Annotated in this window: 16 protein-coding genes; 1 reads left to right on the top strand and 15 read right to left on the bottom strand. The window is 38.6% G+C overall.

Going from position 1 to position 15900, the window contains the following annotated elements; translation table 11 throughout:
- Positions 1-608, top strand: a 608-nt coding sequence (locus tag LMC10_RS03085) for a transposase (RefSeq protein WP_229268890.1), incomplete at its 5' end; no start/stop codon positions are given.
- Here the strand turns inward: LMC10_RS03085 and holA are convergent.
- The 15 genes from holA to LMC10_RS03160 form a co-directional block, all read right to left on the bottom strand.
- Positions 571-1602 carry a DNA polymerase III subunit delta gene (gene holA / locus LMC10_RS03090; RefSeq protein ID WP_229268891.1) on the bottom strand — a complete coding sequence of 344 codons (1032 nt, stop codon included), beginning with the start codon at positions 1600-1602 and terminating at the stop codon, positions 571-573. The genes LMC10_RS03085 and holA overlap by 38 nt on opposite strands.
- A complete protein-coding gene (locus LMC10_RS03095; RefSeq protein ID WP_324294039.1) occupies positions 1572-3683 on the bottom strand; it encodes a DNA internalization-related competence protein ComEC/Rec2 in 2112 nt (703 codons plus the stop codon). The genes holA and LMC10_RS03095 overlap by 31 nt, the downstream gene beginning before the upstream one ends.
- A gap of 165 nt (positions 3684-3848) precedes the next feature.
- Entirely contained in the window at positions 3849-4334 is a 486-nt protein-coding gene (locus LMC10_RS03100; RefSeq protein WP_003666825.1) for a ComE operon protein 2, read from the bottom strand.
- 63 nt (positions 4335-4397) lie between these two features.
- Positions 4398-5030 carry a helix-hairpin-helix domain-containing protein gene (locus LMC10_RS03105; RefSeq protein ID WP_035168135.1) on the bottom strand — a complete coding sequence of 211 codons (633 nt, stop codon included), beginning with the start codon at positions 5028-5030 and terminating at the stop codon, positions 4398-4400.
- Between the two features lie 220 nt (positions 5031-5250).
- Positions 5251-6303 (bottom strand): SepM family pheromone-processing serine protease, encoded by a 1053-nt coding sequence (locus LMC10_RS03110; RefSeq protein ID WP_229268893.1) that lies wholly within the window; start codon positions 6301-6303, stop codon positions 5251-5253.
- On the bottom strand, positions 6287-6808 hold the full coding sequence (gene coaD, locus LMC10_RS03115) for a pantetheine-phosphate adenylyltransferase (RefSeq protein WP_003668252.1): 522 nt from the start codon (positions 6806-6808) through the stop codon (positions 6287-6289). The genes LMC10_RS03110 and coaD overlap by 17 nt, the downstream gene beginning before the upstream one ends.
- The gene (gene rsmD / locus LMC10_RS03120; protein WP_229268894.1) at positions 6808-7371 is read right to left on the bottom strand and encodes a 16S rRNA (guanine(966)-N(2))-methyltransferase RsmD; all 564 of its coding nucleotides are present in this window, start codon (positions 7369-7371) and stop codon (positions 6808-6810) included. The genes coaD and rsmD overlap by 1 nt, the downstream gene beginning before the upstream one ends.
- Positions 7368-7652 (bottom strand): YlbG family protein, encoded by a 285-nt coding sequence (locus tag LMC10_RS03125; protein WP_003666818.1) that lies wholly within the window; start codon positions 7650-7652, stop codon positions 7368-7370. The genes rsmD and LMC10_RS03125 overlap by 4 nt, the downstream gene beginning before the upstream one ends.
- Positions 7645-8868, bottom strand: a complete 1224-nt coding sequence (locus tag LMC10_RS03130) for an FtsW/RodA/SpoVE family cell cycle protein (RefSeq protein WP_019254065.1) — start codon at positions 8866-8868, stop codon at positions 7645-7647. Before LMC10_RS03130 ends, LMC10_RS03125 begins: the two co-directional genes overlap by 8 nt.
- Positions 8869-8961: 93 nt before the next feature.
- Positions 8962-10806, bottom strand: coding sequence for a translational GTPase TypA (typA, locus tag LMC10_RS03135; protein ID WP_229268895.1), 1845 nt, complete (start codon positions 10804-10806; stop codon positions 8962-8964).
- Positions 10807-10912: 106 nt separating this feature from the next.
- On the bottom strand, positions 10913-11686 hold the full coding sequence (locus LMC10_RS03140; protein ID WP_229268896.1) for an inositol monophosphatase family protein: 774 nt from the start codon (positions 11684-11686) through the stop codon (positions 10913-10915).
- On the bottom strand, positions 11679-11972 hold the full coding sequence (locus tag LMC10_RS03145; protein ID WP_003674372.1) for a UPF0223 family protein: 294 nt from the start codon (positions 11970-11972) through the stop codon (positions 11679-11681). The genes LMC10_RS03140 and LMC10_RS03145 overlap by 8 nt, the downstream gene beginning before the upstream one ends.
- A 151-nt stretch (positions 11973-12123) precedes the next feature.
- Positions 12124-13551: a dihydrolipoyl dehydrogenase gene (gene lpdA / locus LMC10_RS03150; protein WP_003668265.1), complete on the bottom strand. Its 1428-nt coding sequence runs from the start codon at positions 13549-13551 to the stop codon at positions 12124-12126.
- Between the two features lie 3 nt (positions 13552-13554).
- Entirely contained in the window at positions 13555-14889 is a 1335-nt protein-coding gene (locus tag LMC10_RS03155; RefSeq protein ID WP_229268897.1) for a 2-oxo acid dehydrogenase subunit E2, read from the bottom strand.
- A 31-nt stretch (positions 14890-14920) separates the two neighbouring features.
- Positions 14921-15898, bottom strand: coding sequence for an alpha-ketoacid dehydrogenase subunit beta (locus tag LMC10_RS03160; protein WP_229268898.1), 978 nt, complete (start codon positions 15896-15898; stop codon positions 14921-14923).
- Between the last annotated feature and the right edge of the window lie 2 nt (positions 15899-15900).

Consider the following 15900-nt stretch of genomic DNA (forward strand, 5'->3'; position numbering starts at 1 on the left):
GGTCACAGAATTGGGAATATAACGCTAATGACGACTACTACATTGATCATCAAGGAGTTCGTTTTAGTTTTTATCGCTATAGTAAATCCACTGATAAGTATGGCTTTAAGCGTGACTTCAAAATCTATCGTGCTGATAAACATCAACTATCAGTTAAATTAGATGAACTAGCGAAGACACCAGGTGGTCGTCAACGCTATATGAAGGTTAACCCAACCTGGAATTATTATAAAGCTAAAGTTAAAGATGCCCTCTCAAGTGACGAAGGCAAGGCAATTTATCGTCGACGGAAGTTCGACGTTGAGCCAGTCTTTGGTCACATGAAGAGGGATTTTGGCATACGCCGAACTCATCTCCGTGGACAACGAGCTGTGGAAAATGATATCGGGCTAGCCTTGATGGCATTAAATCTAACAAAATTTGGACAATCAATTAGTCGATTGGAGACTAATTTCATAAATAATTTAAAATCCGGACTACGATTTTTGAATCGATCAAAAATCATAGTCCGGATTTTACTGTTAGAGAACCAAAAATTAATAGTTAATTCCCAGCCTCTCTTTTTGTATCTCATGCCCCTTTGCTCTGCTGAGAATACTGTAACATAAATAACTGAAACAAAAGTGAAGGATCGCGTTGTGTCGTTTTTAACGATTGTTCAATACGAATTAATCCCAAATAGGCATTTTCTAACGCCTGCATTGAGAAATCACGCGCAGTTTTTAATCCCAATTTAATCCGATAAGGATGGACATTAAGCTGACTCGCTAGACTCCCTTGCGTAAGACCGCGTTTACTTAATACTTTTATTTGAATCAACAGCCGAAACTGTCCTACTAGCACTGCATTAATCCTTAACGGCGGTTGCTGGCCCGCTAATAGCTGTTGATAGAGATCTAAGGCCTTTATTTGATTATGCTTAAGAACCGCAGTGACTAAATCAAATACATTTTCATCTAATGATTGCGGAACTAGAGCGGCTACCATGTTTTGATCAATCTTTTTTTCATGATAAGCCAAAATCTTCAATTTAGTTAAGCTTGCATCCATCATCCCATAATCCGCATTAGTCCGTTGAACCAACTCATCCAAAGCAGCTTCTGATAATTCAAAACCAGCAGTTGATAATTGAGTTCTCACTCTTTGACGAGCTGCTCGTTCATCAAGTGGACTAGCATCAACTAAAACTGCTGTCTTCTTTAATTGCTTTACAATCCCTTTTCGTCCATCAAGCTTTTCATAAGGAGCCGCAAAAACTAAAATTGTAGACGGTTCAGGGTGTTCAAGATACTTTTTTAAGCTATCCAAATCATGTTCAACTTTCGAATGTCTTTTCTCACCAGTTAAGAAGAACGGTTTATTGATAATAACTAATCGTCGTTCACCAAAAAATGGAGTCGCCATCGCATCATCCAAGGCAACTGCCAATGGCGTGGCTTCCATATCATATCGACCAACATTCATGACCTGTTCATTCTCTGGAATAAGGCTTGTAAAAGCATCAATTGCCTGCTGTTGAAGAACCTGTTGTTTCCCTAAAATCAAATATACCATTGCTGGGGTTTTAGTTTTTAATTGTGTAGATAATTGGGCAATGTCCAACTTGTCTCATCTCCCCTCAATGTTGTTTTTATTTTTCCATTTTGACCACGGTATACATATTGTATCATTCCAAATTGCTGCGTTGATAAGTAATTAATATTTAATCTTTGAAAATTTTTTATTGTTATTTCATCAGGATGGTGATACCTATTAAATCGTCCAGCTGAAATTATCGCATACTTAGGAGCAACTGTCTGCAAAAATGAATAACTACTAGCAGTTTTACTGCCATGATGCCCAGCTTTTAAGATATCTGACTTTAGTTGCGGATACTTTTGAATAACTTTTTCTTCATTTTTCTGGTCCAAATCCCCAGTAAAAAGGAATCTTTTCCCACCAAATTTCCCAGCTAATACTAAAGAATCTTCATTTTTACCTTCACCCGGAACAAAAGGATGTAGAATTTGCAATGGAAATGATGACAACTTAACATTATCAGTCACCGGAATTATCACTGGCGATGACTTTTCAGCAGTCCTTACTTTATTAAGAAGTGCTGGTTGTCTTTCCATCCCCGCTGGGACAATCAGTCTTTTCACTGCTATATTATCCAAAATCGTTGTTAAATAGCCGATATGATCTGCATCATGGTGAGTTAAACAAATATTATCGATTTGCCTGATGCCTTTACTTTTCAAATAATTAATGGTTATTCGTTGAGCATCATCTTGAGAATGCTTTGAAGTCGCCCAATCCGGCTTTTTAAAATTTAATTTGCCTCCTGTATCAATCATTGTTACCCGTCGATTAAAAGGTTCTCTAATAATTATCGAGTCCCCCTGTCCAATATCAACAAAGGTAACTTCGCCATTAAGCGGAAAATGAATTATCCCTCCAGTAATTACATACAATAAGGCTAATATTTTCCATGATTTTAAAGATGTATCTTGAGAAACAACAAATAAAGATGCCGCAAATAATAGAAGGGCCAAAATTAACGGTGGCTTCCCAAAATGAATCATTCCTGGAAAATCAGATAACCAATTTAAAATATATTGAAAGCATTTTAAACCAGCATTAATTAGATACGTGAGTGGTTCAAAAAGCTTAAAACTAAGTGCCCCAACCAAGACCGCTGGAAAAACAACTGTAGAAAATAGCGGAATTATTAAATAACTAACCCCAAAACTTAGAAGATGAACCTCATATACATAACTCAATAACGAAGGCAAACTAATTAAATTTAATAATAAAGACTGCTTAAAACCACGTACTGATTCTGGAAGAACTTGAAGAATAAAAGAAAGCAAATAGCTTAATTGACCGCCTAATGTAAGCAATAGCAACGGATCAATAACCAATCCAATTAATAAGCTCAGCGCCCACCCATCAAGACGGTCCAAATTTAAATATCGATGAAGAAGGCCAAGTTCAGCCATAATGGTTGCTCTTATCAAGCTTGTTGCTCCACCACCAATGAGAAGATAAAACGGCAAAATAATAATTAAGAATAAATCAATCGATTCTTTACGCCACCATAAATGAACCAATAGTCGCCGTAATAAATCAGTGAAAAGTACGATATGCATTCCTGAAATGCAAAAAAGGTGAAGCAGGCCAAGCCTTTTGATACTTACCATTAATTCAGCCGAATCCTCATTACTGCTGCCAATTATTAATTGTTGGCAATACGCACTAAGAGGAGGCGGTAAAGTTTCAAAGTAGAGGCTGAGTCGTTTTCTTAATGTATGACACCAGCCAACTATCCCTCTTTTTTGCCTAACCATTTGCTCTACCCGGTTAATTTGAACTTGATTACAGATCCGACGATGATGGTTATAAGTTAAGTTATCAAATTGATTTTCATTTGTACGAGGAATAATCGGTTTTAACTGCCCATTAATAAGCCATATCGAGGGTGTTGTAAGCTTATCAATATTTTTTAGCATCTGGGGTGACTTAAACGACATCGTTATTGCTTCGCGTTGTCCAGTTTGAATGTCGATCGCAGTCCCTGTCATAAAATTTCCATTGAATTTTAATTCATCAGGGTAAACTAATATTCTTTGGGTAACTTCCATTTGCTTATCTGCCGTAATAGTTGCCCAATTTTTTTGTAAACTGTAACACAAAATCGCCATTAATAAACATGTCAGCACTCCAATCCCAAGTACTATTGGCCTTTTTAATACAGCAATTCGGTAAAATATAACAATTAAAAGAAAAATTAACCAATATGAACTAAAGAAACTAACCGCTACTAAACTTGCAATTAGCGCAGAAAAAAGCCAAAAGTGTTGAATAATCTATTTTTGATCTGGGTTGATATACTGGTCCAGATCGACCTCTTCTAAAATATCACTATCTAATTTAATCTGATGAAGCGCAACATTTTTTAGTTTAAGTAATTTCATTGCATAATCATCATTGTGATAATTACGAATATAATTTATCTCCTTAATTCCAGTCTGCAATAAACTTTTGGTACATTGTAAACAAGGAAAATCTGTTACATAAATACTTGCCCCATCAGCAGAAATACCAAACTTAGCACACTGCAACAGAGCATTCATTTCTGCATGAATAGTTCGTACACAATGTCCATCACGTAAATAGCAGCCTTCATCAATACAATGTGCATCGCCAGCGACTGAGCCATTGTACCCACCAGCAATTATCCGCTTATCACGAACTAAAACTGCACCTACTGAAAGGCGGTTGCAGGTACTTCGCGACGCCAATAAAGCTGCTTGAATCATAAAATACTGGTCCCAATCAATTCTCGGTTTCATATTATTTCACTCCTCTATATTTGAAATATAGTATAACAAATATCTTCATCAAAAAAATAAAAACTAGATAGATAGGTGATCTTTTAGTTTAGCAACAGTTTTTTCGCCAAAGCCATTTATTTCTTTAAGTTCGTCAATACTCTTAAACTGACCGTGTTCTTGTCGGTATTGTAATATCAAGTCTGCTTTTTTATCGCCAATTCCCGTTATTTGACATAGTTGTTCTTTGGTTGCCGTATTTAGATTTATCTTTGCAGAATTATCGTTGCCATTTTCATTATTAGCTGCTGATGGTTCTGTACTGCTGGAAGCTACCGGCGTTTCGCCTTGAAGCGGAATATAGATCATTTGCTGATCTGTTAATTGTTTAGCAAGATTCACTTGACGCAAATCTGCATTGGGTAGTGGTCCACCTGCCGCCTTCAAGGCTTCGTTCACACGATCATCTGCTTTCAACTCATAAACTCCGGGCATTTTTACGGCACCCTTTATATCAATGGCAACGGTCCCTTTCATCGTAGTGGTAGAAGTTAAACTGCTTCCCGTTTCGCTACTTGTTAAAACAGCATTAGTATTTGAAATTAAAGCATCGTTATTGTTTTTATTAAGTATCCAATATCCCCCAACCACTGCAGCAATCACTATCATCAGCACTTGTACTCGATATTTTATCCATAATTCTGATAATTGCTGCATGTTTCTCACCTCCCTATAAATATAAATACGTAAAAAAATCAATTTTGCATTAAAAAAAGGGACTGTGACATAAGTTAAGTTACTTTCATAAAAAGCAAATACGCAGTACAACAATGGCCTCCAACGTCCGGCAAAAAAGCCGAACGTTGGAGGCCTATTGTTGCTTGCGGGGGCTCGAAAACGAAGTCACAAGTGACTTCTGTCTCGCTCCCTTTTTAATTTACTTATGCGTTTGTAAATATTTCACCGCGTCATCAAAGGAAGTGACTGGGACAACCTTCATTCCCGGTGCATATTTTTTAGCTGCTTTTTTAGCCATTTGATAATTAGTCAGATGACCTTCTTCATACTTAAGAATCTCTTTCGTTGGTTTTATATAAGGGGCAAAGAAAATAGTGGCTCCTGCACGGTGCGCGGCGATTACTTTCTTGTCAATTCCACCAATTTCTCCAACGGTCCCGTCTGAATTTATCGTTCCAGTTCCGGCAATTTTACGTCCCCGTTGCAAATCTTTTCCACTAATTTGTTGATATATTTGTAAACTGAACATTAAGCCGCCGGATGGTCCACCGTATTGACCAGCATCAACCTTTACTGGGACCTTAGTCTTAACTTGCATATTGTTAGTAAGGATGATCCCAATTCCCGGCTTATTAGTATTAGCAATTTTAACAAGCGGATGAGTTACAGTTTTAGTTTTCCCATCTCGAGTATAAGTAACCGCTAACGGAGTGCCAACTTTTTTAGCACCAATATATTTTTGAAAGCCTTGAGCGGTATTAAAGTGATGACCATCTACTTTTGTAATTGTGTCTCCAACATGAATATCATGTTTAAATTTAGAATTAGGCTGAACTTGCAATACATAAATTCCTAGATAGCGTCGCGTCACTTTTTGGTGAGCGGCATTGTAAGCAACTGCAATCGCCTCGTTAATTGAGCTATCCATATAAAATTTTTGGACACGGTCATACGTTGCACTATTTTGACCGCCAGTTACATCCTCTGCACTCTCGATTGACATATAGGGCATCATTTTGGCATATAAATATGTTGCAGGATGGGCGCGTTGAATCGCCACCGATGTCAACATAAAACTCCCCTTATATCGATCGGGGTGTCCCTTTATTTTAACAAAAGACTGTAAATCAGCTGCCGTTCCCGGACTTTCGATATAGGAATTTAGGGGCCAGAACAAAAAGCAGCCTAGTAAAAGGACAAGTCCTAAAATAATTCCTATTCGTCGTAATATTACATTATCTTGCTTTTTCATTGTCTTTCTTAACCCGTAACATTTCTCGTTCCATTAAACGCTTTTTTAGTGCTTCATTAATATTAGCAGGAAGATAAGCTGAGATATCTCCCCCAGCCGATGTTACTTCTTTCAGCAAACTACTAGATAAGTGCTGATATTCAGGCTTAGCAAGGAAAAAGACGGTCTCACACTGATCATCTAAAAAGTTATTCATCGCCGCAATATCACGTTCATATTGAAAATCAGTAGTATTACGCAAACCACGCATTAAGTAATCTGCACCAATGCGGTTCATTAGATCAACAGTTAAGCCTTCCGTTGTAATAACCGAAACATTATCTAGCCCACTAACAGCCTCTTTAATTTGCGCTACTCGTTCTTCAACAGTAAACAGCGGGTTTTTACTTTCATTAGTCATTACCGCCACTGCCAATTGATCAAACAACGCACTTCCTCGCTTAATTAAGTCTAAATGTCCAAGTGTTAATGGGTCAAATGATCCAGGAAAAACTGCAACTTTCATTATTTTGATTCTCCTTTATATTGATAAATTGTTAAAACCGTAATTCCATATTCTTGACGACGAATAAAGTTAAACTCAGCTAAATCTGTCGGCAATTTCGCATTCTGATCTGTTTCTGCCACAATTATTGCATCTTTAGCTAGCAAATTGTTTTTAACCATCTGCTCCATATCATTAACAATTTGCTGTTTAGCATAGGGCGGATCTAAAAAGACCAGGTTAAATTTCAATTTGTCTTTTGCAAACAAATTCAACGCTTTGTGAGCGTCCATTTTATAAACTTTAAATTGTTCAACATGTTTTGTAACGTCAATATTCTTCTTAATTGTTTTGATTGCTTGATATTGACGATCAACTAAGACTGCCTGATTGATTCCGCGCGATACAGCTTCAATACTTAATCCACCGCTTCCGGCAAACAAATCTAGACTAGTTCCGCCATTAAAGTAAGGACCGATTATGTTAAACAACGCTTCTTTAACTTTATCAGTTGTTGGACGAGTTGCCATCCCCGGAACAGCGCTTAGTTTTCGTCCCCCAAAGTCTCCTGCAACAATTCTCATTTTTTATCATCCTCATCATGTAATTGATAGACCCCCGTTAATTCAAGATCAGCTAACGTTGGGTCTAAATCTGGTCGAGCTGATAATTCAACCTTTTTTACTGCGCGTAATCGACTTATCTTCTCTTTTATTTTTTCGACATCACTTTGGTCTACATACATTACCACATAATGCATTCGGCGAGAAATATAATCAATCTGACCATAATGACGAAGAGCTCGAATCACACGATTATTATTAATGTAAATTATCAAGGAACGGCGTGGAATTAATTTAAACATTCTTTACGCCTCCTGTTTCAGGAACAAACGGTTTCCCCATAACCAAGCGATCACGGTTTTGCTGCATACTAATATTCATTATAATGCCTACCGTTGCAGAAAGAATTAGCATACTTGATCCCCCATAACTAATAAATGGGAAAGTAACCCCCGTAATCGGCAAGAGTCCTAGAACTCCACCAATGTTAAAGAGTGTTTCAATCGTAAAGAATGTTGCTGAGCCGTAACAGATGAGCGTTTGATACAAACTATCTGCGCGCACCCCAACTTGAATAATACGACAGATCAAAAAGAGTAACGTAACCAAAATTGCCGTTACCCCAACTAAGCCCAATTCTTCACTAGTAATTGACATAATGAAGTCGGTATTGGGTTCTGGCAAATATCCCATTTTTTGAATACTATTTCCAAGTCCGACCCCAAATACACCACCATTGCTGATTGCGTAATAGGAATTAACTAATTGACTTCCTGAACCACTAGCATTTCCAAAGGGATTTAGAAAGGCAACAAAACGCGCAACTTGGTATCCACCGCCTTGGAGCAAACCACTTTCAACTAGTCGTTCCAATCCAAGGTAGCCAAGCGCTGGTAAGACAAGAATTATCCCCAAACCAACGCCCCATTTATAATCCGCCGCTAAAAGCATGATTGCAATAATCGCTCCGTTAATCGCCATTCCTCCAATATCTGGTTGAATCATAATCAACCCAAGAAAAACTGCAATTATGAGCCAAGGACCTTTAGCATCAGTGGTAAAATGTTGTCCACGTTGCCTAATTTTAGCCATTCGATCAGCTAAATATAAGATAAAGTATAGCTTACAAATTTCCACCGGTTGAATATTAAAGAAGCCCAAGGATATCCAACCTTTAGCTCCATTAACGGCCCGGCTAAAGACTAAAACAATGACAAGCAAAGCACCAACTACCAATGTTGAATCTCGTAAAAACCTTGGCGTTCGATAATGCCGCAAAGGATAATTTGCCATAAATGCCATTACTGCAACTCCCATTACAACATAGATTGTTTGTTTTACTAAATATCCTAATGGGGTTCCACCATTTTGCATTTCAATGGAAGCACTAGCTGAATAGACCATTACAATTCCTACTAAACATAAAGCAAGATAAGGAACTAAAATATAATAATCAAGGTAGCGGACGTTATTCCATACAGAACGAATCTTACGGAATCTTAATTTCTTTTTCTTCACAAAGTGCACCTACCTAAAAACAAAATACAATCATTATTATACAACAAAAAAAAGCTCGGAAAGCTAGTTAGCCTCCCAAGCTTTTTTAAATATTTACTTCCGTGAAGCAGCACGACGACGCTTAGCTTCCTTTTCACGGGCATTTGTGTTAAGGGTCTTCTTCCGTAAACGGATATTTTCTGGAGTTACTTCACAGTATTCATCTTCATTTAAGAATTCGAGTGATTCTTCAAGGGAGAAGTGAGTAGGGGTCTTAATGTGAGCCATTTCATCAGAACCAGCAGCACGAACGTTCGTTAAGTTCTTACCCTTGGTGATGTTAACAGTAATATCATTTTCACGACTGTTTTCACCAACGATCATACCTTCGTAAACTTCTGTACCTGGATCAATCAATAATTGACCACGACTTTCGATACCCATCATTGCGTAAGTAGTAGCCTTACCAGCATTCATGGACACAAGAGTACCCTTTTGACGACCAGGGTTCCAGTTCTTGATAACTGGTGCGTATTTTTCAAAGGTATGGCTCATGATTCCGTAACCACGGGTCATAGTCATAAATTCAGTTGAGTACCCAATCAAACCACGTGATGGTGCTAAGAAGATAAGACGAGTTTGACCATTTTCGCCTGGTTCCATGTTCTTCATTTCACCCTTACGCTTAGAAAGGCTATCAATAACTGCACCAGTATATTCATCTGGAGTATCGATTTGAACTTCTTCAAATGGTTCACTCATTACTCCATCAATCTCACGGTAAATAACTTGTGGACGTGATACAGATAATTCATATCCTTCACGACGTAATGTTTCGATCAAGATAGAAAGGTGTAATTCCCCACGACCAGAAACAGTCCATGCACCTGGATCATCAGTATCTTCAACCTTTAAGGACACATCAGTTTGCATTTCACGCTTCAAACGATCTTCAAGCTGACGGGCAGTAACAAATTTACCTTCACGACCAGCGAATGGAGAATCGTTAGTCCGGAAAGTCATTTGTAATGTAGGTGGATCAATCCGTAATGGAGTAATTGCTTCGGGATGTTCTGCATCAGCTACAGTTTCACCAACGTTGATGTCTTCCATCCCAGAAACCGCAATTAAGTCACCGGCTTCAGCTTCATTAATTTCCAACCGCTTCAAACCGAAGAAACCAAAGAGCTTAGTAACCCGGAAATTCTTCTTTGAGCCATCAAGCTTCATTAAGGTAACATTATCGCCGACCTTAATCTTACCACGGAAGACACGACCAATACCGATTCGACCAACGAAGTCATTGTAATCTAAGATAGCAACTTGGAATTGAAGTGGTTCATCAGAATTGTCTACTGGAGCAGGAATTGTCTTGATGATAGTATCAAACAATGGCTTCATAGTGTGTTCTTGAGTAGAAATATCTGAATCATAACTTGAAGTACCGTTCATTGCTGAAGTGTAAACAACTGGGAAGTCGAGTTGATCTTCATCTGCACCTAATTCGATAAAGAGGTCAAGAACTTCATCCACAACTTCTTCAGGACGAGCACCTTTACGGTCAACCTTGTTAATCACAACAATTGGTGTTAAGTGTTGTTCAAGGGCCTTCTTAAGAACGAACCGTGTCTGAGGCATTGTCCCTTCGAAAGCATCCACAACAAGTAATACACCATCAACCATCTTCATAACACGTTCAACTTCACCACCGAAGTCCGCGTGTCCCGGTGTATCCAAGATGTTAATTTGGTGATTGTCATATTTAACAGCAGTATTTTTTGAAAGAATAGTAATACCACGTTCACGCTCAATAGCGTTAGTATCCATCGCACGATCTTCAATTGAGAAGTGTTCTGGTAAAGTATCTGATTGCTTCAACATTTCGTTAACTAAGGTAGTCTTACCGTGGTCAACGTGGGCAATAATCGCAATGTTACGAATGTCGTCACGAGTTTTCAAAACTTGATTCTCCCTTTCGTCATATCATTTTTAAGTCGAACAGCAGCGGCCTATCAATCGCCAATTTCATAAAAAAACTGTGACATCGCGGTCACAGCCTCGACAACTAATTGATGATTTGTCGAATATCTCGACTAACCTGCCTCGTTGCTACTAATACAAGATTAGATGATAACACATTAATAGAACTACCGTCAATTGATTTCACAACTAAGCCTAATTCTTCTGCTAACATTCGCCCAGCAGCAAGGTCCCATGGCTTCAAATTCGAGATATATCCACCTAATTGACCAGTGATCACATCAATCATCTCAATGCCCGCACTACCATACATCCGTAAGCCAATTGCGTCTTGAGCGATTTTCTTTAATGCTGAATCGCCACTTAAAGTTAAAGTCCGATTCATCGCTAACAAGCTTTCACGTAAGCCTAAGTCAGCTGGCTGGCTAATTTTTTGGTTATTAACATAAACACCAGCACCCTTGCAACCATGGTAAAGACGATTATTAATTACGTCTAAAATATAGCCAAGCGTTGGTTGACCGTCAACATACAATGCTAACATAACAGCAAAATTATTATGCTGCTTAACAAAATTCATTGTTCCATCAATCGGATCAACAATCCAAACATGTCCTTGCATATTGCTTATTTGTTTGTCGCCAAATCCTTCTTCACTTAAGATTTGACTATCAGGATCAATTTTTCGTAGTTGATCATTTATTAATTGTTCATTTTCCCGGTCAATTGTTGTTACAAGGTCCGTATAATTCGTCTTTGTATCAATCTGGTAATCATTTTCCATTTTCTGGTATGCATTTTGACCTGCTTGACGGATTATTTGTTGTGCTTTTTGATCTAACTCTTCAATACTAATCATTTTTTTGCCCAACCATCTTAATTCGCTTATCTGTTGATTCTTGTGCTGCTTTGACAACACGGTAGAGAACATAACCCGAATTCTTTTCAAATTCGCGACCCAATTGTTTCTCTTCAGCCTTTGAGGGAACGACTTGCTTAAAAGCACGATAACAATCTAAAATTTTATCTCTGTCAATCCCAACTTCATAAGCATCTTCAACCGCCCTAAACATGGCAATTACCGTTTCCATCTCTTTAGTTGTCCATGATGGATCAAGGGGATAACTATAGTTTTGTGAATTCATCTTTTGTCCCTCCAATCATTTTCTACTTGTATTATACAATCCAAACGGAAATTTAGGAATAAAAGGCCTAAAAGAATCCAAACAGAAAAAGTTCTTAGTGATTTCAAAATCGAGTCATCCATCACTAAGAACTTTTCTAATTTATTAAAATTTAAATATGTGTTGGGAAGCCAAGCGCAATATCTGCAGCTTCTTGAACAGGTTCATTCAATGTTGGGTGTGGGTGAATTGTTAAAGCAACATCTTCAACATTCATACCACAGTTGACAATCAATGAAAGTTCACCAGCAAGGTCACTAACACCAGGACCGACACCTTGAGCACCAATAACATTTTTCTTATCTTTAGTGTAGATTAAGCGAATAAATCCTTCGGCAGCATCAAGAGAAACAGCACGGGCATTACCGGCAAATGGGAATTGAGCAGTAGATACATCAATTCCTTTATCTTTAGCTTCTTCAACCGTCATACCAACTTGAGCTAATTCTGGATCAGCAAAACAAACCATTGGTACTCCAACCCAATCGTTAGCAGTATTCTTACCAGCAATTGCACCAGCGGCAGTCTTAGCTTCAAAGAATGCCTTGTGAGCAAGTGCAGGACCAGGAACAATATCTCCAATAGCCCAAATACCAGGTACATTCGTCCGGCCTTGTTCATCAACAATTACTTGATGACGGTCGTTTAACTTAACATTTGTCATATCAAGCCCAAAATCATCAGTATTTGGTTTGCGACCAACAGATACCATGCAGTAGTCAGCTTTAATGCTCTTTTCGCTACCATCAACTTCATAAGTGACAGTAACACTATTTTCATCTTGCTGAGAATCTTTAGCCATTGCCTTAGTTACAATGTCTACGCCCTTCTTTTCAAGATTCTTGACAACAATATCAACCATATCGTGGTCAAATCCACCAAGAATTGAATCAGTACCTTCAATAATCGTTACATGAGCACCAAGATCAGCATAGGCACCAGCTAATTCTGTACCAATGTAGCCACCACCAATTACAACTAATTCTTCTGGTACTTCCTTGAGGTTTAAGCCACCAGTTGAATCAATAACGCGGCCTTCAAACTTAAAATGAGGAATTTCTACTGGACGGCTTCCTGTTGCAAGAATCAAATTCTTCCATGTGATAGTCCGACCATTATCATTATCCATGAATTGCTTTGGACCAGGCTTAATTACACGAAGTTGGTGGTCATTATCAAGAATTGCTTCTCCATCAATGATTTCAACCTTATGCTTCTTCAAAAGCATCTTAACTCCACGAATCATACGGTCGACAACTTTATGGTCTTTCCATTCTTGAGTCTTAGTAAAGTCTAACTTTGCATCGGTCTTAGAAATACCATAAATAGATGAGTCTAAAGTTTCTTGGTAACGGTGGCCAGCAGCAATTAATGCTTTAGATGGTACACATCCAACGTTTAAACAAACACCACCTAAACCTGGTTCTCCCTTATCAATTAAGGTAACCTTTTGACCTAATTCTGAAGCTCGAATAGCGGCTACATAACCACCAGGACCTCCACCAACAATTACTGTATCCTTTTGTTCAACATCAGCCATTATCTAGCCCTCCATCATCAATAATTCTGGATCATGTAATAACTTGTTCATGTAGTTCAATGCATGTTGTGCAAGTCCACCATCAATTAAACGGTGATCGTAAGTCAATGATAACTTCATCATTCGACCAACAACAATTTCACCATCTTCGTTAACGTATGGTTCCTTGTCAATTCGACCAACACCAAGAATAGCAACATCTGGTTGGTTGATAACAGGGGTGAACCAGCCACCGCCAATTGAACCAATATTACTGATACTGATAGTCCGACCAGCCATTGATTCTGGACTTAGCTTGTTGTCAAAGGCTGCCTGAGTATTTTCAGTAATTTCTTTTGCAATCTCAAACATGCTCTTAGAATCTGCATTCTTAATATTTGGATTATAGAGACCGTGGTCAGTGTTTGTAAGGATCCCAACATTGTAGTAGTGCTTGTAAACAATTTCTTGAGTAGAATCATCAATTGAAGCATTTAATTCTGGGAACTTCTTGCATGTGGCAACTAAGGCCTTAACAATGTATGGCAAGAAAGTCAAGTGAATATCTTGTTCTGCAGCAACTGCCTTGTACTTCTTGCGACTAGCCATTAGAGCAGATACTTCAACTTCATCAAATGATGTAACATGTGGTGAGATATCCTTTGATTCACGAGTAGTCTTAGCGATAATCTTCCGCATATTAGACATTGGTTCACGTTCTTCAAGGTCGGCATTCCATGGCTTGATTGTATTACCAGCGGTCTTAGCTGCAACTGGAGCAGTCTTAGCTGACGTAGCCGTACTCTTTTCTTCCTTAGCTGGAGCAGCTGACCCATTAAAGTTATCAATATCTTCTTTAAGAACTTGACCGTGGTTACCACTTGGTTGAACAAGTGAGATATCAACACCCTTATCACGAGCATATTGACGAACAGAAGGCATTGCCATTACAAGCTTGTTTGGTTCTGCAAGTGGAGCTACTCCACCCTTTGGAGAATTATCTTCTGAAGGGGAATCTGCAGCTGGAGCCGTGGACTTTTCACTTTCAGTAGCTTCTTCACTGCCTGTATCAGTTTCATCATCATCGTCTTCGCTTTCGACGTTTGTACTAATACCAGGCTTACCATCATCAATTTCAGCGAGCTTGTCGCCCTTTTCAACGTGGTCGTCTTCTTTTACAAATAATTTTTTGACAGTTCCATCAACTGGAGATACCAATTGAGTAGTCGATTTATCAGTTTGAATTTCAATTAAAGGATCATCAGCTTTAATTGCTTCTCCTTCTTTAACGAGCCAAGAAGCAACGTCACCTTCAGTTAATCCTTCGCCCATTTCTGGTAGTCTAAAAATGTATGCCATATCGTATTAACACCCTTTCTATTCCGCACTTTTAGTAATTAATTACTTCCCGTACGGCATCCTTAATATCACGTGCACCTGGAAGCCAAACATTTTCAGCTTGTGGGAATGGATATACTGAGTTAGGAGCAGCAACCCGGGTAACAGGAGCATCAAGGTACATAATTGCACCTTCTGAAATAGCTGATGCAACTTGGGCACCAACACCAGCCATCTTTTGTGCTTCTTGAACAATAACTACTCGGTGCGTCTTCTTAATTGATTCAAAGATCGTGTCAGTATCAAGTGGGTAAAGAGAACGCAAGTCGATAATCTCAGCAGAAATATTGTCCTTAGCTAATTTCTTAGCGGCTTTTTGTGCTTCTGATACTTCACCACCATAAGCGATAATTGTAACATCAGTACCTTCTTGAACAACATTTGCTTTATCCAACGGAACAGTATACTTGTCATCAGGAACTTCACCTTTGACTGAACGATAGAGACGAAGGTTTTCAAGGAAAAGAACTGGATCGTTATTTTCAATTGCAGAAATAATTAATCCCTTAGCATCGTAAGCAGAACTTGGTGCAACAACCCGTAATCCTGGAATACCAACGAAGAAGTTTTCAAGATCATCCCCGTGTAGTTCAGCAGTATGAGTACCACCACCATAAGGAGTCCGAATAGTAATTGGCGCATGCTTTGTTCCATTATATTGGAAACGCATCCGTGACATTTGGGCAGCGATAGAATCCATTGCTTCAAAAGTAAAGCCCATGAATTGAATTTCTGGTACCGGACGCCAGCCAGTTGCTGCTAAACCAATTGACATTCCTAAAATACCTGATTCGGCAAGAGGGGTACTAAATACTCGATCAACACCGTATTTTTCTTGAAGCCCATTAGTAGCACGGAAAACACCACCGTTTTTACCAACATCTTCACCGAATACTAAAGTCTTAGGATCTTCGGCTAAAGCGATGTCAATACCTTCAGTAATAGCTTTGATATAAGTCTTTTTAGCCATGA

This window comes from Limosilactobacillus reuteri subsp. simiae (assembly GCF_020784875.1).
GTDB lineage: Bacteria > Bacillota > Bacilli > Lactobacillales > Lactobacillaceae > Limosilactobacillus > Limosilactobacillus reuteri_H.